Origin of the sequence: Paracoccus caeni (assembly GCF_016629665.1) — a bacterium.
Classification (GTDB): Bacteria; Pseudomonadota; Alphaproteobacteria; order Rhodobacterales; family Rhodobacteraceae; genus Paracoccus; species Paracoccus caeni.
Genome location: NZ_JAEPRQ010000006.1, coordinates 200,647 through 222,575, shown reverse-complemented (window position 1 = coordinate 222,575; position 21,929 = coordinate 200,647). Strand labels below are relative to the sequence as shown.

General features: G+C 63.5%; 25 protein-coding genes, 1 tRNA gene, 1 pseudogene and 1 riboswitch. Of the genes and pseudogenes, 13 read left to right on the top strand and 14 right to left on the bottom strand.

The window, feature by feature from the left end; all coding sequences use genetic code 11:
• Nucleotides 1–116 (top strand): annotated as a pseudogene (locus tag JJJ17_RS15720) (IS5/IS1182 family transposase); the annotation flags it as partial.
• 1 nt (nucleotide 117) lies between these two features.
• On the opposite strand, the gene JJJ17_RS15715 reads toward JJJ17_RS15720, so the two are convergent.
• The gene (locus JJJ17_RS15715) at nucleotides 118–1,518 is read right to left on the bottom strand and encodes a site-specific integrase (protein WP_200688065.1); all 1,401 of its coding nucleotides are present in this window, start codon (nucleotides 1,516–1,518) and stop codon (nucleotides 118–120) included.
• 191 nt (nucleotides 1,519–1,709) lie between these two features.
• Nucleotides 1,710–1,784: transfer RNA gene (locus JJJ17_RS15710), tRNA-Gln, on the bottom strand.
• 94 nt (nucleotides 1,785–1,878) lie between these two features.
• Between JJJ17_RS15710 and JJJ17_RS15705 the strand changes: the two genes are divergently transcribed.
• Complete coding sequence (locus JJJ17_RS15705; RefSeq protein ID WP_200688063.1) at nucleotides 1,879–3,054, top strand: BaiN/RdsA family NAD(P)/FAD-dependent oxidoreductase; 1,176 nt, start codon at nucleotides 1,879–1,881, stop codon at nucleotides 3,052–3,054.
• A gap of 21 nt (nucleotides 3,055–3,075) precedes the next feature.
• On the opposite strand, the gene kdsA is transcribed toward JJJ17_RS15705, so the two are convergent.
• The 3 genes from kdsA to JJJ17_RS15690 are packed head-to-tail and all read right to left on the bottom strand — an operon-like array spanning nucleotide 3,076 to nucleotide 6,330.
• Nucleotides 3,076–3,918, bottom strand: a complete 843-nt coding sequence (gene kdsA, locus JJJ17_RS15700) for a 3-deoxy-8-phosphooctulonate synthase (protein WP_200688061.1) — start codon at nucleotides 3,916–3,918, stop codon at nucleotides 3,076–3,078.
• A complete protein-coding gene (locus JJJ17_RS15695; protein WP_200688059.1) occupies nucleotides 3,915–5,693 on the bottom strand; it encodes a capsule biosynthesis protein in 1,779 nt (592 codons plus the stop codon). The genes kdsA and JJJ17_RS15695 overlap by 4 nt, the downstream gene beginning before the upstream one ends.
• Nucleotides 5,677–6,330, bottom strand: coding sequence for an ABC transporter ATP-binding protein (locus tag JJJ17_RS15690; RefSeq protein WP_200688057.1), 654 nt, complete (start codon nucleotides 6,328–6,330; stop codon nucleotides 5,677–5,679). The genes JJJ17_RS15695 and JJJ17_RS15690 overlap by 17 nt, the downstream gene beginning before the upstream one ends.
• Before the next feature lie 164 nt (nucleotides 6,331–6,494).
• On the opposite strand from JJJ17_RS15690, the gene JJJ17_RS15685 reads away from it, so the two are divergent.
• Nucleotides 6,495–7,070, top strand: coding sequence for a uracil-DNA glycosylase family protein (locus tag JJJ17_RS15685; protein WP_200688055.1), 576 nt, complete (start codon nucleotides 6,495–6,497; stop codon nucleotides 7,068–7,070).
• Here JJJ17_RS15685 and JJJ17_RS15680 read toward each other — a convergent pair.
• Complete coding sequence (locus JJJ17_RS15680; protein WP_200688053.1) at nucleotides 7,056–7,922, bottom strand: hypothetical protein; 867 nt, start codon at nucleotides 7,920–7,922, stop codon at nucleotides 7,056–7,058. The genes JJJ17_RS15685 and JJJ17_RS15680 overlap by 15 nt on opposite strands.
• Nucleotides 7,923–8,121: 199 nt before the next feature.
• Here JJJ17_RS15680 and JJJ17_RS15675 point away from each other — a divergent pair, with 199 nt between their 5' ends.
• Nucleotides 8,122–9,717: a peptide chain release factor 3 gene (locus JJJ17_RS15675; RefSeq protein WP_200688051.1), complete on the top strand. Its 1,596-nt coding sequence runs from the start codon at nucleotides 8,122–8,124 to the stop codon at nucleotides 9,715–9,717.
• A 1-nt stretch (nucleotide 9,718) separates the two neighbouring features.
• Entirely contained in the window at nucleotides 9,719–10,618 is a 900-nt protein-coding gene (locus JJJ17_RS15670) for a DMT family transporter (protein ID WP_200688049.1), read from the top strand.
• An 8-nt stretch (nucleotides 10,619–10,626) separates the two neighbouring features.
• Here the strand turns inward: JJJ17_RS15670 and JJJ17_RS15665 are convergent, their stop codons facing one another.
• The 6 genes from JJJ17_RS15665 to thiD are packed head-to-tail and all read right to left on the bottom strand — an operon-like array spanning nucleotide 10,627 to nucleotide 14,893.
• Nucleotides 10,627–11,574, bottom strand: coding sequence for a HesA/MoeB/ThiF family protein (locus tag JJJ17_RS15665; protein ID WP_200688047.1), 948 nt, complete (start codon nucleotides 11,572–11,574; stop codon nucleotides 10,627–10,629).
• Nucleotides 11,571–12,167 carry a thiamine phosphate synthase gene (locus JJJ17_RS15660; protein WP_200688046.1) on the bottom strand — a complete coding sequence of 199 codons (597 nt, stop codon included), beginning with the start codon at nucleotides 12,165–12,167 and terminating at the stop codon, nucleotides 11,571–11,573. Before JJJ17_RS15660 ends, JJJ17_RS15665 begins: the two co-directional genes overlap by 4 nt.
• Nucleotides 12,164–12,934, bottom strand: a complete 771-nt coding sequence (locus JJJ17_RS15655; RefSeq protein ID WP_200688044.1) for a thiazole synthase — start codon at nucleotides 12,932–12,934, stop codon at nucleotides 12,164–12,166. The genes JJJ17_RS15660 and JJJ17_RS15655 overlap by 4 nt, the downstream gene beginning before the upstream one ends.
• Before the next feature lie 3 nt (nucleotides 12,935–12,937).
• Nucleotides 12,938–13,135 carry a sulfur carrier protein ThiS gene (thiS, locus tag JJJ17_RS15650; RefSeq protein ID WP_200688042.1) on the bottom strand — a complete coding sequence of 66 codons (198 nt, stop codon included), beginning with the start codon at nucleotides 13,133–13,135 and terminating at the stop codon, nucleotides 12,938–12,940.
• Nucleotides 13,104–14,093 carry an FAD-dependent oxidoreductase gene (locus tag JJJ17_RS15645; RefSeq protein WP_200688040.1) on the bottom strand — a complete coding sequence of 330 codons (990 nt, stop codon included), beginning with the start codon at nucleotides 14,091–14,093 and terminating at the stop codon, nucleotides 13,104–13,106. Before JJJ17_RS15645 ends, thiS begins: the two co-directional genes overlap by 32 nt.
• Complete coding sequence (gene thiD, locus JJJ17_RS15640; RefSeq protein ID WP_200688038.1) at nucleotides 14,090–14,893, bottom strand: bifunctional hydroxymethylpyrimidine kinase/phosphomethylpyrimidine kinase; 804 nt, start codon at nucleotides 14,891–14,893, stop codon at nucleotides 14,090–14,092. The genes JJJ17_RS15645 and thiD overlap by 4 nt, the downstream gene beginning before the upstream one ends.
• A gap of 55 nt (nucleotides 14,894–14,948) precedes the next feature.
• Nucleotides 14,949–15,051, bottom strand: a riboswitch (TPP riboswitch).
• 304 nt (nucleotides 15,052–15,355) lie between these two features.
• Here thiD and JJJ17_RS15635 point away from each other — a divergent pair.
• Entirely contained in the window at nucleotides 15,356–15,985 is a 630-nt protein-coding gene (locus JJJ17_RS15635) for an FMN-binding negative transcriptional regulator (protein WP_200688036.1), read from the top strand.
• A gap of 7 nt (nucleotides 15,986–15,992) precedes the next feature.
• Here the strand turns inward: JJJ17_RS15635 and JJJ17_RS15630 are convergent, their stop codons facing one another.
• Both JJJ17_RS15630 and JJJ17_RS15625 read right to left on the bottom strand, forming a co-directional pair.
• A complete protein-coding gene (locus JJJ17_RS15630) occupies nucleotides 15,993–16,559 on the bottom strand; it encodes a retropepsin-like aspartic protease family protein (protein WP_200688034.1) in 567 nt (188 codons plus the stop codon).
• The gene (locus tag JJJ17_RS15625) at nucleotides 16,559–17,176 is read right to left on the bottom strand and encodes a MarC family protein (protein WP_200688032.1); all 618 of its coding nucleotides are present in this window, start codon (nucleotides 17,174–17,176) and stop codon (nucleotides 16,559–16,561) included. Before JJJ17_RS15625 ends, JJJ17_RS15630 begins: the two co-directional genes overlap by 1 nt.
• A 184-nt stretch (nucleotides 17,177–17,360) precedes the next feature.
• On the opposite strand from JJJ17_RS15625, the gene JJJ17_RS15620 reads away from it, so the two are divergent.
• The 7 genes from JJJ17_RS15620 (at nucleotide 17,361) to infA (ending at nucleotide 21,902) form a co-directional block, all read left to right on the top strand.
• Nucleotides 17,361–17,618 carry a twin-arginine translocase TatA/TatE family subunit gene (locus tag JJJ17_RS15620; RefSeq protein WP_200688030.1) on the top strand — a complete coding sequence of 86 codons (258 nt, stop codon included), beginning with the start codon at nucleotides 17,361–17,363 and terminating at the stop codon, nucleotides 17,616–17,618.
• 9 nt (nucleotides 17,619–17,627) lie between these two features.
• A complete protein-coding gene (gene tatB, locus JJJ17_RS15615; RefSeq protein WP_200688028.1) occupies nucleotides 17,628–18,143 on the top strand; it encodes a Sec-independent protein translocase protein TatB in 516 nt (171 codons plus the stop codon).
• 1 nt (nucleotide 18,144) lies between these two features.
• A complete protein-coding gene (tatC, locus tag JJJ17_RS15610; RefSeq protein WP_200688026.1) occupies nucleotides 18,145–19,026 on the top strand; it encodes a twin-arginine translocase subunit TatC in 882 nt (293 codons plus the stop codon).
• Nucleotides 19,023–19,880, top strand: coding sequence for an ATP-binding protein (locus JJJ17_RS15605; protein ID WP_407673370.1), 858 nt, complete (start codon nucleotides 19,023–19,025; stop codon nucleotides 19,878–19,880). The genes tatC and JJJ17_RS15605 overlap by 4 nt, the downstream gene beginning before the upstream one ends.
• Nucleotides 19,881–20,016: 136 nt before the next feature.
• Entirely contained in the window at nucleotides 20,017–20,373 is a 357-nt protein-coding gene (locus JJJ17_RS15600) for a response regulator (RefSeq protein ID WP_234464146.1), read from the top strand.
• Between the two features lie 85 nt (nucleotides 20,374–20,458).
• A complete protein-coding gene (locus JJJ17_RS15595; protein ID WP_200688022.1) occupies nucleotides 20,459–21,595 on the top strand; it encodes a FliM/FliN family flagellar motor switch protein in 1,137 nt (378 codons plus the stop codon).
• An 88-nt stretch (nucleotides 21,596–21,683) separates the two neighbouring features.
• Complete coding sequence (gene infA / locus JJJ17_RS15590) at nucleotides 21,684–21,902, top strand: translation initiation factor IF-1 (RefSeq protein ID WP_010397442.1); 219 nt, start codon at nucleotides 21,684–21,686, stop codon at nucleotides 21,900–21,902.
• Nucleotides 21,903–21,929 lie beyond the last annotated feature (27 nt).

Genomic DNA, 21,929 nt, shown 5'->3' with positions numbered 1-21,929 from the left:
ACAAGCTGAAAAACAGCCGCCGGCTGGCAAACCGCTACGACAAAACTGCAGACAGTTTCCTCGGCTTCGTAGACGTCGCCTGCATCAGGCTATGGCTCCGCCATTCGTCAACATGACCTAAGCTCTGACAGACGGCAGGAGCTCGATCGCATCACACAGCTCTCGGAGGTCCGGCTCGCCGACGTAGCGGTCACCCTCGATATCTCCAACCAGATGGCCGAAGAGCTGCGCCCGCGTCTGCTTACCCACCTTCGCCTTTATCAGCGCATCGATCGCGGAGTGCCGGAACGAGTGGAAGGACTTACGCTGGCCAGTTCCGACCGTTTCCGACTGCGCTTGTCGCCAGCGGTAGTCGATCGAGTCGCCATACGACGCGCCCTTTGCCTTCTTCCGGAGGTCGAACATCATTCCACCGGGTTCGCGCTTGGCCGCGTATCCCACAAAGCCGAGCGCGATCAGGTCGCGGTGCAGCGGAACGACCCTTTCCGACTGCTCGGTCTTGAGGCGGCGATAGCGGTTAGGCCGGATGAACAGGACGTGGATGCCGTCGCGGACCTCTAAATCTTCCGCCGCCAGCCCACATATCTCCTCGCGCCGCGCGCCGGTTAGCGCCGCAATATGGGCGACCCAGAACAACGCCGCTTCCGGTCTCGCCCGATTGACGCCGGGAGTCAGCGACGCGTGGCCGAAGATCGACCGGATATCGTCGAGCGTGAACGCCTTGCGCTGATCCTTTGCTGCGCCCTTTTCTGATATCCGCAGCAGTCCGGGGTCGAGCGTGCCAGAGACCGAGATTCCGTAAGACCGCGCCTTCTTGATCAGCTTTGTGATATTCGTCAGAGACTTATTGATCGTGGCCGCGCTGATGAACGTCACGTGCGGATCTTCCTGCGCCGCCTCGATGATGTCGCCGATCGGCTTGTTCCGCTCCGCCTCGCTCTTGCGGTAGTTTTTCGGCAGCATCGCGCACAGGTCGACGAACTCGGAAAGATGGGCTTGCGTCATTGCTTCAACCATGCCGACGCCGGTCATTTCGACGAAGAGCTGCAGCGTCCTTTCCAGATCGCGCGCGGACCCATCGTTCACCTTGCCCCGCTTCATGTCCTCGGCATTGATCCGGGGCACGATCGAGAGAATCTCCGTTCCTTCCGGAACCACTTCGGCGGCCTTGGCGGCGCGTTCCGCCTTCGGATCTTTCGGTTTCGGCTCGGCGGCGGGGATGATCGCGTCGGGCTCCGGTTCGGTAAGGTCGATGACGACGGGCGCGGGATGGAGCCGCTGCACGACGGGGGGATCACGTCGCGGCTCGGCGACGGGCGGGAGGGTTTGTGGAAGGAGGGCGACGGGGGCAGGAGCCGGTGGCGCGGACATGACGATATGGTTGTGGATGATGACGGGGGCTATAGTGCCCCCCTCCCGAACCTGCTGCCCCTCGGGCCGCTCTTCCGGGGGGACGATGGTGCGGGCAGCGGCAGGCCGCAACGCAGAAGGTGGCTGCCGCACCTGCGGCTCGGGCAACGGCCGGATCATCGGTTTTTAGGGCTATCTGGATCGACTGCCCGCGAATCTGTCGTCTTCAGACGTAACGGCGCCCTCTTCGGAAGATGTGATACAAGATGTTGTGCCTTCGTTTCAGGCACAAGATGCGAAGGTCCGCACACCTCGCACGACTGCGAAATGCGCCGTCTAAGATATTGAAATCATTGAATTGGCTGGGGCGGTAGGATTCGAACCTACGGTACACGGTACCAAAAACCGATGCCTTACCACTTGGCCACGCCCCAACTGTGCGAGGGTAGATAGCCAAGACAGGGGGGGGGTGCAAGTCGAAAAATAGGAAAACTTGCGCGAGCTTTCGCGGGTCGATATGCGGCGGTAATGAAGCAGACAGACGTTCTTATCATCGGTGCCGGAGCCGCAGGATTGTTCTGTGCAGGGACGGCGGTCAGGCGTGGCAAACGGGTGGCCGTGATTGATCATGCCGCACATCCCGGCGAGAAGATTCGCATCTCTGGCGGCGGGCGCTGCAACTTCACAAATCTTGCGGCGACGCCTTATCGGTTTCTGTCGCAGAACCCTCGGTTCGCGGCCAGTGCGCTGGCGCGATTTTTGCCTCAGGATTTCGTTGCGCTGGTCGATCACGCGGGAATCGCGTGGCATGAGAAGACGCAGGGTCAGTTGTTCTGCGACGGCAAGTCAACGCAGATTATCGATCTGCTGCTGCACCGGATGCGCGGTGCCGAGCTTCGGTTGAACAGTTCGTTGACCGATCTGCAACGTGATGGCGATGCTTTTGTCGCCACGATCTCGGGCGAAAGGTTGCGCGCCGATAGGGTGGTGGTCGCTTGCGGGGGTAAGTCGATTCCGAAAATGGGGGCGACCGGGCTGGCCTATGAAATCGCAGCACAATTCGGGTTGCGTATCGTCCCGACGCAGGCCGGACTAGTGCCGTTGACGTTTGCCGAGCAGGATCTGGCGCTGAGCCGACCATTGGCGGGGATCGCGGTCGAGGCGCAGATTGCGCATGGTGGCGGCAATTTTCGAGATGGCCTGCTGTTTACGCATCGCGGCCTGAGCGGCCCGGTGATTCTGCAGATCTCCAGCTTCTGGGCGCCGGGGGAGGTGCTTTCGATCGATCTTGCGCCGGGGATTGACGTAGCCACCGCGATGAAACAGCGGAAGGGGCAGGGCGGCAAGGTGGCGGTGGCCACCGCTTTGGCGCAACTGCTGCCAGAGCGTTTGGCGACGGCGATTGCGGCTGAGCAGGGGTTGGCGGATGCACGACTGGCGGATCAGCCGAACGCGCGGCTGGATCAGCTTGGGGCGCGAGTGCAGCGCTGGCAGGTAAAACCGGTTGGGACCGAGGGTTATCGCACTGCCGAGGTGACGCTTGGCGGCGTGGATACCCGCGATCTGGATGCCCGGACCATGCAGGCGCGGAAGGCGCCGGGGCTCTACTTCATCGGTGAATGCGTCGATGTGACCGGCTGGCTTGGCGGGTATAACTTTCAGTGGGCTTGGGCTTCGGGTGAAGCGGCGGGGCAGGCGGTCTGATCCGCCCGCCCCGACACGTGGTCAGCCCATGACCGGATCGGCCTTTGCCAGCCGGTCGAATTCCATCAACGAGGCGACCAGCGCAGGCATCCGGTCCAGATAAACCATGTTCGGGCCGTCAGAGGGCGCGTTGTCGGGATCTTCGTGCGTTTCAATAAACACCCCGGCGACGCCGACCGAGACCGCCGCCCGCGCCATCAGCGGCGCAAATTCGCGCTGCCCGCCCGAAGAGCCGCCCTGGCCGCCGGGTTGCTGCACCGAATGGGTCGCGTCCATGATTACCGGATAGCCGGTCCGCTCCATGATTGGCAGCGAACGCATGTCGGTAACCAACGTATTATAGCCGAAACTGGCGCCGCGTTCGGTCAAAAGGATATTGTCGTTTCCGGTCGAGGCGACCTTCGCCGCCACATTCGGCATGTCCCAGGGTGCCAGGAACTGACCCTTCTTGATGTTCACAACCGCGCCGGTTTTGCCAGCAGCCAGCAGCAGATCGGTCTGACGCGACAGGAATGCGGGGATCTGGATCACATCGACAAATTCCGCCGCGCGGATCGCCTGATCGATGTCGTGGATATCGGTCAGGACCGGGCAGCCCAGCCGCTGTTTCACGGTCGCGAGGATTTCGAGACCTTCCTCGATCCCAAGACCACGACGCCCGGATAAAGAGGTCCGGTTAGCCTTGTCGTAGCTGGCTTTGAAGACATAGCCCGCACCGGCCTTTGCGCAGGCCTCGGCCATGGTTTCGCCGATCATCAGCGCGTGATCCAGCGATTCCAGTTGGCAGGGGCCGGCGATCACCGTCAACGGCAGGTCGTTGCCGCAGGTGAGATTGCCGATGGGGATATGTTTTTGTTGGGTCATGTGGATACCTGTTCGCGGAGAATGGAGGCCGTCAGCGACAGCATCAGATAGATACCCGAAAAGATCAGGAATGCCACCAGCGTGTTCTGAAACGCCTTTGGATAGGTGGCCTCGTCCGGGGCGACCGGATTGATCGACAGCGACAGATAACGCACCTGCTTGTTCGCCTCGATCCGCGCCGTTTCCATCTGCGCTGCCGCCGCCGCTAGCAATTCCTGCCGTGTGAGAAGGTCGCTTTCCGCAATCCGCAATTTGCCCGTAATCGCGGCCAGCGAATTGCGCGTCTCATTTCCTTGCGTCAGTTGCGTGCGGGTCTGGGCGATCAATTCTTCGAGACGCGAGATGTCGCCGCGGACGCCATCGACACGGCTTTGCTGTGGCCGGGCATTCACCAGAAGCTGGCCCAGCTCAAGTCGCTTCTCGCTGAGTTGCCCTTCCAGCATCGAGATCTGGTTCATGACCACCGTGCCCTCGGCCACAGGGTCCAGAACGCCCAGTGATTGCTGCAACTCCTGCACACGTTGCTGCGCCGCCACGACCTTCTGTTCCGCGTCGTTATAAACGTCTATCGCGCCCTGCATCTGGTCCGAGCGCAGGCGCGCGGTCAGGCGGTCCACCTGTTCCTCGGCATAGGCGATCAGCGCCAGCGAAAATTCCTGACTAAGCTGCGGATTGGGGGCGACGACTTCCATGTCCAGCATCCCCTCGGTAGGGTCGTAGCCGATCTTGACCGAGTTCTGATACAGCCGGTAGGTCGCCTCGTTCGTGGCATCGGCGGGCAGGCGTTTGATTGGATCGATGTCTTGTTGCTGGAAGGCGGCCTTGAAACCCTTGTCCGCATCCAGCCGCAGCATTGCATCGCGCGAGGACAGATAGCTTTGCACGCCGACCGCGTCGGAATTGGCCTGAAGCCCGGCAAGCGCATTGCCCTGTGTCGCCATTCCGGCGGTATCGGCGAACTGGATCTGGAACTGCGAGACGGTCGCATAAAGCGGCGTCGCGTAGCGGAAATAATAGAGCCCGCAGAGAAAGGTGGGCAGCATCACGAAGATCAGCAACCGCATGCTGAGCATCGCCATCCGGCGACGGCGGCGGCGGGCGATGTCGCGTTGGATCCTGTAGATTTCCTCGGCCCGTTTCTCTTCGGTCAGGGCCTCGCGTGTCGGCAATCCCGGGCGGGGTAATGCTACCTCGGTTCCCGGTGCGACGGCGGGAACCGGAGGCGGGGCGGTTCTTGGGACGACGACGGGCGAGGTCTGCGACGGCTGGGCTTGCGCCCGGCTGCCTTCCGACGACAGGATCTGTCCAAGCGCCGCACGCTGCGATGGATCAATGCCGCGTTCGCGCAGTCGAAGAACCGCCTCTTCATCGGAATTGACCGTGATCTGATGCATCGCGGCGATACGCCGGGCGATGCGAAGCTGCCGTTCCGACAGATTTTCGGCGCGGATCGCCGCTAGTTTGGCCTCAAGCTCCTGCGGACTTTCGGGGCTGGTTGCGGGCGTCGTGCCCCCGGCGGCCTCATCCGCCGCAGCGCGCAGACCGCCAAGCCCGTCATCGACGGGTTCGGTCCGCATCAACCGTTCTCTTTGCGCATCTGCATCGCTCATTACACCACCAACATCCTGCGGTTCCGCCTTCTTGCGCAATTCCAGCCTGATCCCCGCATCCGGCCTTGGACGATCTTGGGCGGAGACAGGCTCTGACACGGCACCGGGGCGGACAGCCTCTTCCGCCGAGGCGTGGAAACGGCGGGCCTTAGGCGGTGTAGTCATAGTATTGTTTCGCCTCATCAAGGGATTCGAACATGTATAGCCGTCCGTCACGCAGGATTGCCGCCGCGCGACAGAATTTCTCGATCGTTTGCGGCTGGTGCGACACGATCACCACGGTCGCGCTGCGCAGCCGGTCGAACAGCACAGCGCCCGCCTTGCGGTTGAATTCCGCATCGGTCGTCTGCGGCATGCCTTCGTCGATCAGATACATGTCGAATTCCAGCGCCAGCAGCAGCGCAAAGTTGAACCGCTGCCGCATGCCCGCTGAATGGGTGCCCACTGGCATGTCGAAATATTCGCCAATATCGGTCAGCCAGCGGGCGAAGGCCGAAACGTAATCCGGGTCCAGCCCGTAGATTCGGGCGATGTAGCGGGCATTTTCATTGGCCGACAGCCGCCCGACCAGACCGCCCATGAAGCCCAGCGGAAACGATATCCGGCTGGTCCGGCGGATTTGCCCTTCATCGGGTTTTTCCAGACCGCACATCATGTTGACCAAGGTGGTCTTGCCCGTGCCATTGGGCGCAAGAATGCCCAGCGAGGTTCCCAGTTCGACCCGGAATGAGGCGCGGTCGAGGATCACCTTGCGCTGTGTTCCCGTCCAGAACGATTTCGAGACGTTGTCAAATTCCAACATCGGCTGCGGCGACCATCCGTTTCATCTTATCCGGCCAGCATTGCATGGCGGGGGTTAATCTTTCCTGAAGTCAAAGCGGAAAACTTTGGCCTCAGGCTGTGATGCCAGACAAAACATAAGCCTGTCACCCTTCTTTCGCGAGGCATTTTCACTAGATGTGAACGATGGGCAGTCTTCAGGACCAGATCACCGCATGCCGTCTGTGTGCGGGCCGTTTCGCCGCGACGGCGACACATCACGCGCCGCGTCCGGTGGCGTGGTTCCGAAAAGGCGCGCGAATCCTGATCGTCGGGCAGGCTCCGGGGCTGCGGGTGCATGAAAGCGGCAGGCCATTCACCGACCGCTCGGGGCAGCGGCTGCGGCAGTGGATGGGGGTGGACGATGCGACCTTCTATGACCGCGACCGGATCGCAATCGTGCCGATGGCCTTCTGCTTTCCGGGCTATGACGCCAAGGGCGCCGATCTGCCGCCGCCACGGCTTTGCGCCGCCACATGGCGCACGGAAGTGATGGAGATGCTACGCCCGGAACTGACCCTGCTTGTCGGCGGGCGTGCGCAGGAATGGCATCTCGGCACCCGCAATCTGACCCAGACCGTTGCGTCATGGCGGGATCATGCGCCGCGGGTCTTTCCGTTGCCGCATCCCTCGTGGCGCAATACCGGCTGGCTGAAGCGCAATCCGTGGTTCGAGACGGACCTGCTGCCCGATCTGCGCGCGGCGGTCTCAGCAATGCTGTAGGGCATAGCCGGGCAAGGCGGAGGCGCTGTTCGGGTCGTCCCAGTTGCGATGCGCCACGATGAACAGCGCGGCGATTGCAGCCAGCGTTGGCGTCAGCCCCATCTGCAGATCCTGATCGACATTGCCGTAGCCGATCCATTTCGGGAACGAGCCGTCGGGCCGCTGACACGAGATCGTCTCGCCCAGAAGCGGCGCGACATCGTGATCGGGGTCGATCAGCGACAGGCAGAAGATCATCTGCGCCAGCGGCGACAATCTGCGTTTGGCCTGCGCCCAGTCGGCAAAGCGAAGGCAATTGGCGAAAATATCGCCATAGGCGCTTGCGCTGGACAGGCGCGGCCGGATTGCGCCGAAATCGTAGATCAGCATCAGCAAATGGGCGAAGCGGTCGACCATATGATCGTCAAGACGCTCGGCCGGGATCGGGGTGCGCAGGATCTGCTCGATCTCGCCGATGACGCTGCTATCGCCGCCAAGGACCAGCCTGTCGCCCGGATCAAGGTCGGGCAGCGTCCGAAGTGTCGCAAGGAAACGGGGATCGCGGGCAAGATCCAGATCCAGATGCCGCCCCGCCAGCAGAAGCGTGCCGACCTGTCGCGGCTCTGGCGCCCTCAAGGCGCGTTCGATCAGATCCGCTGTCAGCCGTTCCTCAAGAAACCCCTCAAGCGGGATGCGGCAGCCGCGCAGCACGCTGCAGGCGCGCGCAATGGGAACCGCAGCGGCAAGGCGCAGCAGTTCGGGGTGATCATCGGGCAGTGGGTCCGGCAGCATCTGCACCTGCATTCGAAGCCAAACCTGTGCGCGGCTGGCCAGCAATTGCAGCAATTGTCGGTAGGAAGCGTCGTGGGGCATTACCAATCCGGTTCAGTCGTTTAATGGCTTGCAGTAAAACCGAACACCAAATGGACTAGCAACTTCTGGAAAAGAACAAATCTACGCGAATAATTATAGGGCAAGGTTTACCATACGGCAAGTCTGCGCCGATCAGGCTACCCTGTGTCGCGACTATCGGCAATTGCACAAAGCCGCGTTCAACTATACATGCGCGGGCATGAGCAATCGCCCCGAATTACCGCCCGAAATCGCCCGCCGCCGGACCTTTGCGATCATCTCGCATCCCGACGCCGGCAAGACCACACTTACTGAAAAGTTTCTGCTTTATGGTGGTGCGATCCAGATGGCCGGGCAGGTCCGCGCCAAGGGCGAGGCGCGCCGCACCCGCTCTGACTTCATGAAGATGGAGCAGGATCGCGGGATTTCGGTCTCGGCCTCGGCGATGTCCTTCGACTTCGCGGGCTACCGCTTCAATCTGGTCGATACGCCGGGTCACAGCGACTTTTCGGAAGACACCTACCGCACGCTGACGGCGGTGGATGCGGCGATCATGGTGATCGACGGCGCCAAGGGCGTCGAAAGCCAGACCCGCAAACTGTTCGAGGTCTGCCGCCTGCGCGATCTGCCGATCCTGACCTTCTGTAACAAGATGGACCGCGAAAGCCGCGATACGTTCGAGATCATCGACGAAATTCAGGAAAATCTGGCTATCGACGTGTCGCCCGCAAGCTGGCCTATCGGGGTCGGGCGCGAATTCATCGGCTGCTACGACATGCTGCATGACCGGCTGGAACTGATGGACCGCGCCGACCGCAACAAGGTGGCGGAATCGATCAAGATCGAGGGGCTGGACGATCCGAAACTGGCTGAACACATCCCCGCCGATCTGCTGTTGAAGCTGCGCGAAGAGGTCGAGATGGCCCGCGAATTGCTGCCCGCCTTTGACCGTCAGTCCTTCCTTGAAGGTCACATGACGCCGATCTGGTTCGGCAGCGCCATCAACAGCTTTGGCGTGCAGGAACTGATGCAGGGGATCAGCGAATATGGCCCGACCCCGCAGCCGCAAAACAGCGCCGACCGTGAAATCGCGCCCGAGGAAAAGGCCGTCACCGGCTTCGTCTTCAAGGTCCAGGCGAATATGGACCCCAAGCACCGCGACCGGGTGGCCTTTGTGCGCCTTGCCAGCGGCCATTTCGAACGCGGGATGAAGCTGACCCATGTGCGGTCGAAAAAGCCGATGGCGGTGACCAATCCGGTGCTGTTCCTCGCCGCAGACCGTGAACTGGCGGATGAGGCATGGGCGGGCGACATCATCGGCATTCCGAACCACGGCCAGTTGCGGATCGGCGATGCCCTGACCGAGGGCGAGGGGCTGCGCTTCACCGGCATCCCGTCATTCGCGCCGGAACTGCTGCAATCGGTTCGGGCGACCGATCCGATGAAGGCCAAACATCTGGAAAAGGCGCTGATGCAATTCGCCGAAGAAGGCGCGGCCAAGGTCTTCAAGCCGATGATCGGTTCAGGCTTCATCGTCGGCGTCGTCGGCGCCCTGCAATTCGAAGTTCTGGCCAGCCGGATCGAGATCGAATACGGCATCCCGGTCCGTTTCGAGGGCTCGCAATTCACCAGCGCCCGTTGGGTGAGCGGCCCCAAGGACAAGGTCGAGGCCTTCGCCAATGTCAACAAGGGCCATCTGGCGCAGGATCATGACGGCGATCTGGTCTATCTGACCCGCCTGCAATGGGACATCGACCGGATCGAGCGTGATTACCCCGAACTGAAGCTGTCGGGCACCAAGGAAATGATGGTCTAGGATGCCGATCTATGAACTGGCGGCTCTGGGCGCTGCGGCCTGCTGGGCACTGACGGGATCGTTGGTGACCGGCGCGGTGCGCGCCATCGGTCCGTTCTGGTTCAATCTGCTGCGGCATATCTTCGTCATCCTGATGCTCAGCGTGGTGGTGGGATTTCTGGTGCCGCAGGGCCATCTGGGCCGACACGAGGCGGCAATCCTGATCGCCTCCGGCATCATCGGCATCTTCATCGGCGACACGCTGAATTTTGCCGCCGTGGGACGGCTTGGCGCGCGGCGGGCGGGGGCTCTTTTTGCCCTGAACGCGCCGATGGCGGCGATCATGGGCTGGCTGGTGCTGGGCGAGACGCTGAATTCGCAGGCGGTGCTGGGCATCTGCGTCACCGCTGCGGGCGTCGCCATCGCCATCGCGGGCCGCCCGCCCGCCAATGCCCATCGGTTCGAGCAGACCGAGGGGATCATCCTCACCGGCATCCTCTTCGGCCTTGGCGCGGCCTTGACGCAGGCGCTTGGGTCACTGGTCGCGCGGCCGGTGATGGAGGCGGGCGTCGATCCCTATGTCGCCTCTCTCTTGCGCGTCTCGGCCTCGGGGCTGTGCTTTGGCGTTCTGGCAAGCGTCATGGCCAGCGGCGTGACCTCGGCAAAACCGATGCGCCCGATGACGACCGAGGCGATCGCGATGGCCCTGCTGACCGCGATCTTCGGGCTTGGTCTTGGTATGACGCTGCTCATGTTCGCATTGTCGGGCGGCAAGGTCGGGATCGTCTCGACCCTGTCGGCCACCTCGCCGGTGCTGATCCTGCCGCTTCTATGGCTGCGAACCGGGCAAAGGCCGACGCGCGCAAGCTGCCTTGGCGCGGTCATCGCCTGTGCCGGGATGGCGCTGCTTTTCCTGCGCTAGGCGCGGCGTCAGCCGGTCGCGACCAGCACAATCTCTCCCGACCAATGCGGTCTGAGCCGCTCGGCGGCGGCCCATGCGCGCAGACCGGATTTGCAGCACATTACGGCGCGGTCGGCTTCGGGCAGGCCGGGGCCGATGTCGTCAACCGTCATGCGGATGAGGCTGTCGCGAAGTGGCGGGCCTTCCTCGGGCGCGCGCAGGTCGATCAGCAGATCCTCAGGGCGCAGATCGGTGGCGGCAATGAAGCGGGGGCGGTGATCCGGCTCTGGCGCATTGGCGAACCCGAAACCGCCGAGGCGGTGGTTGGCGGCGTCATAGCTGACGATGCGGCCCAGGGGCGAGGGGCGAAGCCCGGCCAGATGCGCCAGCGCCATTTCCGCCTGCATCGCGCCGATAATGCCGACCACCGGGCCAAGGACACCATCTGTCGCACAGCTTCCCGCGCGGCGCGGCAGGTCGGGAAAAACCGCACGCATCGAGGGCGCACCGCCGCAAAAACCGCCCGCATAGCCGCTGCGACCAAGGACCGAGGCAGAGATCAGCGGAATCTTCGCCTGATAGGCATGGTCCGACAAGGTATAGCTGGCGGCGAAACTGTCAGCGCAATCGAGGATTAGGTTGCAACCTTCTGACAGTACTTCGACATTCGACGGATCAAGGCGGGCAATGATCGGCTCGATCTCGCATTGGTCGTTGAGGTTCCGAAGGGCGTCTGCCGAGATCTGCGCCTTGGGCTTACCCAGATCCTGCATCCGAAACAGGGTCTGGCGATGCAGGTTGCTGGCCTCAATCAGGTCGGGATCGACAAGGCGCAGCCTGCCCACGCCAGCGCCCGCAAGATAGGGCATCGCCGCCGCCGTCAATGCGCCCGCGCCGACGATCAGCACTCGGGCATCGGCAAGCCGGTTCTGACCTTTCTCTCCGATCAGTTTCAATTGTCGGGCATATCTGCTCATCGCACCGTCTCAAGCCAATCGCGGATGCGGGTTTCGGGGTCGGCGTTCAGGGTGATGTCGGTCACGACCGAGACGATATCCGCACCCGCCGCGAAAGCCGGGGCGGCGCGGTCGATGGACAGCCCGCCAATGGCGACCAGCGGAATGTCCCCGATCAACCGCTTCCATTCCGTCAGCTTTTCAACACCTTGCTGGTGCCATTTCATCTTTTTCAGGATGGTCGGCCAGACCGGCCCAAGCGCCACGTAATCAGGTTCCAGCGCCAAAGCCCGGTCCAGTTCGGCGTGATCATGGGTCGAAACGCCCAGCCGCAGCCCGGCGCGGCGAATGGCGGGCAGGTCGGCATCGTCCAGATCCTCCTGTCCCAGATGCAGCCAGTCGCAGCCCAGATCGATTGCCGCCTGCCAGTGGTCGTTGACCACCATCACCGCGCCCGCATCACGACAAAGACGCAGACTTTCGGCCAGCAAGTCGCGGGTCTCGGCCTCAGGCCGGTCCTTGATCCGCATCTGCACCAGCGTCACGCCCAGCGGCAGCGCGCGGCGCAGCCAGTCGGGGTGGTCGAAGATCGGGTAGAAGCGGGGCAGGGTCATGCCAGCACCGCCAGCCCGATCTGCGGGGTCGAGGGTGAGGCCATTTCGCGCGGCGGCATCGGATCGGCCTTGCGGGCCATTTGCCCGGCGCGCAGGGCCAGCGCGAAAGCCTCGGCCATCGCGGCGGGATCGCCCGCCTTGGCGACGGCGGTGTTCAGCAGCACGGCGTCAAACCCCATCTCCATCGCCGCCGCCGCATGACTGGGCAGGCCAAGTCCGGCATCGATCACCATCGGCACATCGGGAAATTGCGCGCGAAGGGTGCGCAGCGCGTAGGGGTTCATCAGCCCGATGCCGGTGCCGATGGGCGCGCCCCATGGCATCAGCACCTCGCAACCGGCATCCAGCAAGCGACCGGCAAGAATGCCGTCCTCGGTCATGTAGGGGAACACCTTGAAGCCGTCTTCGGTCAGGATCCGCGCGGCCTCGACCAGCCCGAACGGATCGGGTTGAAGCGTGTCGGGATGGCCTATCACCTCCAGCTTGATCCAGTCGGTGCCGAACACCTCGCGTGCCATATGGGCGGTGGTGATCGCCTCGCGGACCGAGTGGCAGCCTGCAGTATTGGGCAGAACCGGCACATCAAGATCGCGGATCAACTGCCAGAACGCCGCACCCGCGCCGCCCGCACCTTCGCGGCGCAGCGAGACGGTGGCGATGCCCGCGCCCGAGCGGCGAAACGCCTCGGCCAGGATCGCGGGAGAGGGGTATTGCGCCGTCCCCAGCATCAGGGGCGAGGCGACCTCGCGGCCGTAGAAAACCGGCATCGTCTAGCCCCCCTGCATCGGTGCAAGGATTTCCAGCCGGTCGCCGGGCTCCAGTCGATGATCGGCGCGCAGGCTGGACGGCACGAAGTTTTCGTTCACCGCCGTCGCCACGCGCGCCTCGGCATAGCCAAGCTCGTTCAGCGCGTCATGCAAGCTTTCCGCCGCGATCTCATGCGGCGCGCCATTCACCGTGATCTTCATCCATCACCTCCGGTTTTCTGCCGTCAAGAACCAGTTCCGCCACCATCCGCGCCATTGCCGGTGCCAGCAAAAAGCCGTGGCGGAACAAGCCGTTGACGAAAATGCGCCCGTTGCGTCTGCGGATACGGGGCAGGTTGTCGGGGAAAGCGGGGCGCGCATCGGCGCCGATCTGGACCACCTCTGCCTCGGCAAAGCCCGGATCGAGGGCATAGGCGGCGCTGAGCAGTTCCACCGTGGAGCGCAAGGTGGCCGGGCCTCGGCTGTCGCTTTCGATCTGGGTCGCGCCCAGCATGAAATGCCCGTCGCGGCGGGGCACGATGTAAAGCGGGTGGCGCGGATGCAGCAGGCGAACAGGGCGGGTCAGCGAAACCTCGGGCGCGCGCAGGATCGCCATTTCGCCGCGCACGCCGCGCAGGTCGGGCAGGTGGTCGCGGGCGGCGAGGCCGGTGCAGTCGATGATGATGCCAGCGGGTTCGCCGTCGCGCAGGACCGGGGTGCCTTGGGCCGCCAGATTGTCGCGAAGCGTGGTCAGTGCGTGGCGCGGGTCGATATGGGCTTCGGTCTCGAACAGCAATGCGCGGTCGAAACGGGAAGCGAGCGATTGCTCGGTTTTCTTCACCTCGTCGCCACTCAGCAAACGGTGCTGCGTGGTGCGGCGGGCGAAGCGATCCAATTCGCCCCGGTCTCGGTTCAGCGCCACGACCAGCGAGCCGCGACGGGCCACCTCGACCCCGGCGGATTGCCACCAGTCGGCAGCTTCAAGGCCAAGGCGGGTGACGGGTTCCTCGGCGGTTTCGCTTTCGCAGAAGGGGGCCAGCATGCCGCCTGCCCACCATGAACAGGACCGCTCGCCCGGACCGCCGGTGGGGTCGATCAGCTCAACCAACGCGCCGCGGCGGGTCAGTTCGGTGGCGACCGCAAGGCCGCAGACGCCTGCGCCGAGGATGGTGAGGGTCATGGCCAGATTCCGTGGAAATGATGCACAGGACCGTGGCCGGTGCCGATGCGCAAAAGATCGGCCTGCGCGATGGCGTGATGCAGCCAGTCATGCGCCGTCTCGACCGCCTGCAGCAGTTCGACGCCCTTCGCAAGTTCTGCCGCGATGGCCGAGGAGAGCGAGCAGCCGGTGCCGTGGGTGTTCTGCGTGGCGATACGCGGTGCGGTGAATCCGGTGCTGTTCCAAGGGGTTACCAGCCAGTCGGTGCAGGTGCTGCCCTCGGCATGGCCGCCCTTCATCAAGACGGCTTTCGGACCCATGGACAGCAGCGCCTGTCCCTGTTCCATCACCTCGTCGGGGGTGGTGGCGGGGGCGGCGCCAAGCAGGCTTGCCGCCTCTGGCAGGTTCGGGGTCAACAACGTCGCGCGGGGCAGCAGTAATTCGCGCATGGCGCGGATCGCATCGCCGTCCAGAAGCGCATCGCCGGATTTCGCCACCATCACCGGGTCCAGCACGATCGGGCCGGGATAGTCCTGCAATGCCTCGGCCACGGCCACGGTGATCGCGGCGGAACCAAGCATGCCGATCTTGATCGCATCGGCGTCGATATCGTCCAGAACCGAGGCGATCTGCGCCCGGACGATGGCGGTGGGCAGCATCTCAACCGCTTGAACGCCAAGGGTATTCTGCGCCGTGATCGCCGTGATCGCGGTCGCCGCATAAACGCCGCGCGCCGAGGCCGATTTCAGGTCGGCCTGTATCCCGGCACCGCCGCCGCTGTCCGAGCCTGCAATGATCAGAAGCCGTGCCGCCCCTTGCATATATCCTCCGCTTGGGCCTTTGGCGGAGAAGGGAAGGGGCCGGGCCGCAGGAATGCGGCGCCAGATATCCGTTCCCTCCGCCGGTATTGCCCGGATCAGGTTCGATGGGTTGGCAGATCGCCTCTCAGCCCGCAGAACGGGCACCCCAACGGAATGAGCAGAGCCTAGAGCGATGCGGGGCGGGTTGCAACAGGGCAGAGGCCGGGTGGTGCAACGGGTGCGGGCGTTGCAATCGGTATTTTTGCAACGAAGAAACGAGGCGCGCGGCGCGGGGCAGCAAATGCTGGGGATTTGGCTGCACGGGGTATGCACCAGCGAGGCACAGGGCGTACACAGGCTGTACACCGCTATCGCACGGTCGGTTAGGGAAGCGTCAAGGATTGCGGCGGCGCTTTCGCCATTGCCGTGACCGGGCGCGATGATGCAGCATCGCGGGGTCGGATCGGATCAGGGAGTTTTGCGATGTATCTGCCGCCGCATTTCGAAGAGCTTCGCGCAGGCGAGATCGCAAGGATCATCGCGGACGCTCCGCTTGCCTCGGTCGTGGCCGAGACGGAAGAGGGGCTGATCGCCAATCACCTGCCGCTGCTTGCCGGGCCGGACGGGGTGCTGATCGGGCATGCGGCCCTGGCCAACGACATGCACAGGCTGATCGCCGAGGGGCAGCAGGTGCTGGTGATCTTTCGGGGCGAGGATGGCTATGTCTCGCCGAATTTCTATCCGACCAAGTCCGAGCATCACCGGCATGTGCCGACCTGGAACTATCAGGTCGTGCATGTCTATGGGACGATCAGCTTCAGCCATGACGAGAAGGCAAAACGCGCCGCCGTCGGTCTGCTGACCCGTGATCACGAGCGGCGGCTGAACGGCGACCGGGCCTGGCGAATGGCCGATGCGCCCGGGGATTTCATCGGGCAGATGCTGGCCGGGATCGTGGCGCTGCGGATCGCGCCGGTGCGGGTTCTGGCGAAGTCGAAGCTGAGCCAGAACCGCGAGGCACGGGATTATCTGGGTGCCATCGAAGGGCTGCGCGACAGCGGGCACGAGGATCTGGCCGGGCGGATGGCGGCGCGGATCGAGGGTGGTGTCTAGCTTTGGATCAGCGTTCGAGGACCAAGAGATCGCCCTCGAAGCTGACGCGGGCGAAGGTGCGCAGGTAGGACATGCCCAGAAGCGAGCCGTCCATCTCGCCGCCGATCACCCATGCCCGGACATTGCGGTCAACGATATCGCCGATGGCGATTTCGTCGATGGTGACGGGGGCGGTCTTGACCTCGCCATTGGCGGTCATGGCGGTGCCGACATAGGCCAGATCGGCCAGGTCGATGCCGATGGCGCGGGCATCGTCGCGGCCAAGCGCGATGCTGGACGCGCCGGTATCGACCATGAAGCGGATCGGGACGCCGTTCAGTTCGGCCTCAAGGTGGAAATGGCCGTCCCGGCCCACCGGGATCTCGATCCTGCCGCCTTCAAGCACCTGCTGGCGGGCACCGCTATCGGTCCACCAAGTCGCCGCAAGCGTGGCCCCGGCGAAGATCACCACCCACAGCATCATCTGCCGGATTGCCTGACCGCCCCGGCCCGACAGTTCGAACAGCATCGCGCCGCCGATCACCACCAGCAGCACGATGTAATAGGCAAGCTGCATCCCGTCATCCGTGCCCATCAAAAGATCCCCGCACCCTTCATTCCATCGATCACGAACTGCACCGAAAGGGCCGCAAGCAGCATCCCCAAAAGGCGCGTCACCACCATGATCCCGGTGCGGCCAAGCGCATGGGCCAAAGGTGTCGCCAGCACGAACAGCAGCATGGCGATCACCAGAACCGCCAGCATCACCAGATTGATGATCAGCGCATGGGCCCAGCCGGGTTGCTGTCCGACCAGCAGGATCATCGTCGCCAGCGCGCCCGGCCCCGCGACCAGCGGCATTGCCAGCGGAAAGACCGAAGGATCCTCGGCATCGGGGGCGCCATGACCCTGACCCTCGCGCCGCTCGGTCCGGCGTTCAAACAGCATGTCGAGCGCGGTCAGGAACAGCAAAAGCCCGCCGGCGATGCGGAAGGCGGGGATCGAGATGCCGATGGCCGACAGGATCGTCTCGCCCGCGAGGCCGAAGATCAGCAGCAACACCCCGGCGATCACCACCGCCCGAAAGCCGATCCGGCGGCGCTGCGCCGCGCTCATCCCCGGGGTCAGGGCGATGAAGATCGGCGCCAGCCCGATCGGGTCGATCACCACGAACAGGGTGACGAAGGCGGTGATGTAGAGCGAAAGGTCCATAAGCCCTTATGGCGCGGGCCGCTGCGGCTGCCAAGCGCTTGCGACGGCAGAAGATTTTCCGCCGCGCACGTTATCTTGAATGCGGTTCCGGCGAAAAGATCACGGATTCGGGCTTTGCATTCACCGGCGGGGCGGCATAAAACCTTGTCGCGGACGGAACTCCCGTCCGAGAAGGGAGCCTCTCATGTTTCAGAATATCGGCCTGCCCGGCCTTCTGTTGATCGCGGTCGTCGTGCTTGTCCTGTTCGGCAGGGGCAAGGTGTCGTCGCTGATGGGCGAAGTCGGCAAGGGAATCACTGCCTTCAAGAAGGGCGTGAATGACGGCAACAAGGAAATCGAGAACGCCACCGACACGACGCAGGATGCGACCCGCGACGTGAAGCGCGACGTTCCGGGCGAGGCGGCGCGCGACGTTACCCCGCCGACGACCGACCGCAGCTAAGGCCGCGCCATGTTCGACGTGGGCTGGACCGAGCTTTTGCTGATCGGTGTGGTAGCACTGATCGTCGTCGGTCCCAAGGATCTGCCGCATCTGTTCCACGCCCTTGGCCGGTTCACGGCGAAGGCGCGCAGCATGGCGCGGGAATTCAGCTCGGCAATGGACGAAGCCGCCAAAAACAGCGGCATCGACGATGCTGCCAAGTCGCTGCGCGACCTGAAATCGGTGACATCGAAGAAATCGCTGGGCCTTGACGCGCTGGACCGGGCGGCGGACCGTTTCGAGAAATGGGACCCGAAACTGCCCGATACCCGCACTGCCGCGCGCCCTGATCCTGCCGCCCCTGCGACAGCCGCAGGCAGCCCGGCCCCTGTGGCAAAGCCCGCCGAGGTCACGCCGACGCCTGTTGCCGAAACCCCGGCACCCGAGCCTGCATCCGATCCTGCCGCAGCACCTGATACCGCTCCGGCCCGGCCCGGCACCAGACGCCTGCACGCGGTTCGGCGCAGCGATACGAAAGACGACTGAATTGGCCACGAAGCCCAAACAGCAAGACGATCTCGACGACAGCTCTGCCCCGCTGATCGAGCATCTGGCCGAGTTGCGGACCCGGTTGATCTGGTCGCTGCTGGCCTTCGTCATCGCCACCATCCTCTGCTATCCGGCGGCGAAACATATCTACAACTTCCTGACCGACCCGATCTGCGATGCGCTTGCCAGCCGGGGACAGGAATGTGGCCTGATCCTGCTGAAATTGCAGGAAGGGTTTCTGATGACGATCCGGATCTCGTTCCTCGGCGGGTTCATCATCTCTTTTCCGATCATCGCCTATCAGATGTGGCGCTTCGTGGCGCCGGGCCTGTATCGCAGTGAAAAACAGGCGTTTCTGCCGTTCCTCTTGGCCTCTCCGGCGATGTTCTTTCTGGGCGCGGCCTTTGCCTATTATGCGATCCTACCGCTGGCCTATGATTTCTTCCTTGGCTTCCAGCAGGGCCCGCTGACGCTGCCCGACGATGCCACCGTTCCCGCCGAGGAAGCGCGCAATGCGATGGCCGGGATCGTGTTTCAGGGTTCGGCCAATGAATACCTGTCGCTGACCATCAAGTTCATCCTCGCATTCGGGCTTAGCTTCCAGCTTCCGGTGCTGCTGACGCTGATGGGCAAGGCGGGGCTGGTGACGGCTGCCGGTCTGGCCTCGGTCCGTCGCTATGCGGTGGTTGGCATCCTGATCATGGCCGCTGTGGTGACACCCGGCCCGGATGTGATGTCGCAGGTGGTGCTGTTCGCGGCAATCTTCAGCCTTTACGAGATCTCGATCCACCTGATCCGCCGCATGGAACGGCGGCGCGAGAAAGAGCTGAAAGCTCAGGGTCTGTGGGTCGAGGATGTTGAGGAAGAAGAGAAGGCATGAGCATGGCCGATGAAAGCGCCGATCCGCTGCACCGGATCGCCGCGGCGCTAGAGCGGCTTGCCCCGGCGCCCGCACCCTTGCCCAGCTTTGGCGAAGCCAGCGCCTATATCTGGCATCCCGATCCCGACCGGCTGGAGCCTGTCGAAACCGTGTCCCGCGTCGATCTGGTCCAGTTGATCGGGATCGAGCGGTCCAAGGAAACGCTGCTGGCCAACACGCTGCAATTCGCGCGCGGCTTTGGCGCGAATAATGCGCTGTTGTGGGGCGCGCGGGGGATGGGGAAATCCTCGCTGGTGAAGGCCGTCCATGCCGAGGCGGTGGCGCAGGGCCTGCCGCTGGTGCTGGTCGAAATCTCGCGCGAGGATCTGGATACGGTCGGGCGTCTGCTGGCCATTCTGGGCCGGGCGAAGGATCGCCGCTTTCTGCTGTTCTCGGACGATCTGTCCTTCAGCCATGACGATACCCAATACAAATCGCTGAAGGCGGTTCTGGATGGCGGGATCAGCGGGCGCCCCTCGAACGTGATCCTTTATGCGACTTCGAACCGGCGGCATCTGATGCCGCGCGACATGATCGACAATGAACGCGCAACCGCGATCCATCCGGGCGAGGCGGTCGAGGAAAAGGTCTCGCTGTCGGACCGTTTCGGGCTGTGGCTGGGTTTCCATTCCTGCTCGCAGGACGATTATCTGGCGATGGTGAACGGCTATTGCAGCGCCTATGGGCTGGAGATCGCGGCCGAACAGTTGCGGGCCGAGGCGATCGAATGGCAGGCCACGCGCGGCGGCCGTTCGGGCCGGGTGGCGTGGCAATTCTTCACCGATCTGGCTGGGCGTCACGGCATCGCCATCTAAGGCGGGCCGCGCCATATGCGCCATAATCCGCGCATCTGGCCGATTCCCGCATAAGTCGTTTTGCGGCTGCGAAATTCTGCCTCACAATTGAGTTGACCTGCACGAGAACGCTTTGGGGGAGGCATCTCGCGTGACCATGATGGACATTCTGATGATCGAGGATCAGGGCCGCCCGGCTGCGCGGGCCAGTGCTGCCTTGGCGGGTGCTGGCTGGCACGTGGCGCTGCATGGCGACGGCTATGGCGGCATCGACGCCATTCGCAAGATCAGGCCGCGCATGGTGATCCTGAATAAGGCGCTGCCGAACCGATCCGGCATTGAAATCCTTGCAGAATTGCGCGCGGACGAGAATGCGAGTCTGGCGCTGACGCCGGTTCTGGTGCTGGTCGGATCGCCCGAGGAAGGGGCGGGCGTGACCCAGGCCGATGCGATTCTGGCAAAGCCCTTGGCCGAGCGTGATTTGCAGGCGGCAGTCCGGCGGATGCTGCGCTGAGCCTTTGATCGGGCTGCATTAACCCATCATCAACATGCCTCTGCCAGTTTCGGGATCTGGAACGGGTGATTCGGGTCGGCGGCAGATGAATGATCTTTCGGAGGAGGGCGGCGGCCAATCCGGCATGATCCGGCAGTTTCTGCGCAGGCAGGGGCAGGGTGCCGGTCAGGCCGGAACCTTCGCCCATCCGTCCGTGCCGCAGCCCCTCACACCGATCCGCGCCGCAGGTCTTGCCATAGGTCGGGCGGCGCAGCGACTGTATCAGATGGCGCTGCGTCCGGTCTCGATCAGGGTTGACGCGATCAGTCAGGCCGACCTGACCGAGCGTCTGCCGGAACGGGCTTTGCTGGCGCTGTTGCAGGGGCCGGGCGATCTTCTGGGGGTGATGGCGCTGTGTCCGCAGGCGGTCGCGGCGCTGATCGAGATGCAGGCGGTCGGACGGATCACCAACCGCGCGCTGGACCAGCGCAAATTGACCCGCAGCGATGCCTTGCTTTGCGCCGAGTTCATCGACGCGACCATGGCCGAGATCGGCGAGGATCTGTCAGGGCTGGACGGCATCGCCGAGCTACGCGGCTATCGCTATGCGGGCTATCTGGACGATCCGCGCCCGCTGGGCCTGATGCTGGAAGATCAGGGATTTCTGGGCCTCGATTTCGAGGTAGAGCTGGGCAGCGGACAGACCCGCCGTGCGCAGATTTTCGTGGCCTTGCCGCATATCGCCGAGGCGCGCGGGTCTGCACAGGACGCACCGGCGGCAGACATGCCCGCGCCACAGCTGCCGGGCGCGACGCTGGACCGGAACATGCAGGATGCGCCCGTCGATCTGATCGGCATCCTTTGTCGTCGCCGGATCAGCCTTGGCGAATTGCGCGATCTGAAGCAGGGGGCGCTTTTGCGATTGCCGCGTGTCGATCTTGCCGAAGCGCGGATCGAGACGGCTGACGGGCAATTGCTGGCCACCGGCAAATTCGGCGAGGCTGATGGCTGCCACGCGATCCGTCTGATCGATGCTGAACAGGCGGCCCGACCCGATGCGCCCGCCATGGCACCACCGGGCCGTGCCGGGCACCGCAGTTTCGGCGAGGATATTTATGCCGGGGTCGATCCGGTTCCTGTCGATGTCAGCGACCCTGACATCTTTCGTCAGCCCCAACTTGCAGATGATGAAAATCTGCAAAACGTGACAGAAAGGGCATCACGTCCCGGCCAGACCGCCTAGATTGGCTCTTTTCACTTGAATTCCATGTGTCTCGGGCGCATTTAACTCGGCGTCCCGAATCCTGCGGGACGATCTTGATGGAGTGACCATGGCCAAGGAAGAAATGCTCGAATTCCCCGGCGTCGTGAAGGAACTCCTGCCCAATGCGACGTTCAGGGTCGAGCTTGAAAACGGCCATGAGATTATCGCGCATATGGCAGGAAAGATGCGGAAGAACCGCATCCGTGTTCTGGCCGGAGACAAGGTTCAGGTGGAAATGAACACCTATGACCTGACCAAGGGGCGGATCAATTACCGCTTCAAGTGACGTCGGCGCTGCTGTCGCCGACGACAA

Bases quoted from the DNA above. Each gene is read 5' to 3' on its own strand.
- thiS (WP_200688042.1), bottom strand. From the start codon at position 13,135: ATGAAGATCACGGTGAATGGCGCGCCGCATGAGATCGCGGCGGAAAGC.
- JJJ17_RS15600 (WP_234464146.1), top strand. From the start codon at position 20,017: ATGATGGACATTCTGATGATCGAGGATCAGGGCCGCCCGGCTGCGCGG.
- JJJ17_RS15605 (WP_407673370.1), top strand. From the start codon at position 19,023: ATGAGCATGGCCGATGAAAGCGCCGATCCGCTGCACCGGATCGCCGCG.
- JJJ17_RS15665 (WP_200688047.1), bottom strand. From the start codon at position 11,574: ATGAGCAGATATGCCCGACAATTGAAACTGATCGGAGAGAAAGGTCAG.
- JJJ17_RS15620 (WP_200688030.1), top strand. From the start codon at position 17,361: ATGTTTCAGAATATCGGCCTGCCCGGCCTTCTGTTGATCGCGGTCGTC.
- JJJ17_RS15645 (WP_200688040.1), bottom strand. From the start codon at position 14,093: ATGACCCTCACCATCCTCGGCGCAGGCGTCTGCGGCCTTGCGGTCGCC.
- JJJ17_RS15655 (WP_200688044.1), bottom strand. From the start codon at position 12,934: ATGCCGGTTTTCTACGGCCGCGAGGTCGCCTCGCCCCTGATGCTGGGG.
- JJJ17_RS15690 (WP_200688057.1), bottom strand. From the start codon at position 6,330: ATGTTGGAATTTGACAACGTCTCGAAATCGTTCTGGACGGGAACACAG.
- kdsA (WP_200688061.1), bottom strand. From the start codon at position 3,918: ATGACCCAACAAAAACATATCCCCATCGGCAATCTCACCTGCGGCAAC.
- JJJ17_RS15705 (WP_200688063.1), top strand. From the start codon at position 1,879: ATGAAGCAGACAGACGTTCTTATCATCGGTGCCGGAGCCGCAGGATTG.
- JJJ17_RS15625 (WP_200688032.1), bottom strand. From the start codon at position 17,176: ATGGACCTTTCGCTCTACATCACCGCCTTCGTCACCCTGTTCGTGGTG.
- thiD (WP_200688038.1), bottom strand. From the start codon at position 14,893: ATGCAAGGGGCGGCACGGCTTCTGATCATTGCAGGCTCGGACAGCGGC.
- JJJ17_RS15660 (WP_200688046.1), bottom strand. From the start codon at position 12,167: ATGACCCTGCCCCGCTTCTACCCGATCTTCGACCACCCCGACTGGCTG.
- JJJ17_RS15670 (WP_200688049.1), top strand. From the start codon at position 9,719: ATGCCGATCTATGAACTGGCGGCTCTGGGCGCTGCGGCCTGCTGGGCA.
- JJJ17_RS15595 (WP_200688022.1), top strand. From the start codon at position 20,459: ATGAATGATCTTTCGGAGGAGGGCGGCGGCCAATCCGGCATGATCCGG.
- tatB (WP_200688028.1), top strand. From the start codon at position 17,628: ATGTTCGACGTGGGCTGGACCGAGCTTTTGCTGATCGGTGTGGTAGCA.
- JJJ17_RS15635 (WP_200688036.1), top strand. From the start codon at position 15,356: ATGTATCTGCCGCCGCATTTCGAAGAGCTTCGCGCAGGCGAGATCGCA.
- infA (WP_010397442.1), top strand. From the start codon at position 21,684: ATGGCCAAGGAAGAAATGCTCGAATTCCCCGGCGTCGTGAAGGAACTC.
- JJJ17_RS15680 (WP_200688053.1), bottom strand. From the start codon at position 7,922: ATGCCCCACGACGCTTCCTACCGACAATTGCTGCAATTGCTGGCCAGC.
- JJJ17_RS15630 (WP_200688034.1), bottom strand. From the start codon at position 16,559: ATGGGCACGGATGACGGGATGCAGCTTGCCTATTACATCGTGCTGCTG.
- JJJ17_RS15695 (WP_200688059.1), bottom strand. From the start codon at position 5,693: ATGACTACACCGCCTAAGGCCCGCCGTTTCCACGCCTCGGCGGAAGAG.
- JJJ17_RS15675 (WP_200688051.1), top strand. From the start codon at position 8,122: ATGAGCAATCGCCCCGAATTACCGCCCGAAATCGCCCGCCGCCGGACC.
- JJJ17_RS15685 (WP_200688055.1), top strand. From the start codon at position 6,495: ATGGGCAGTCTTCAGGACCAGATCACCGCATGCCGTCTGTGTGCGGGC.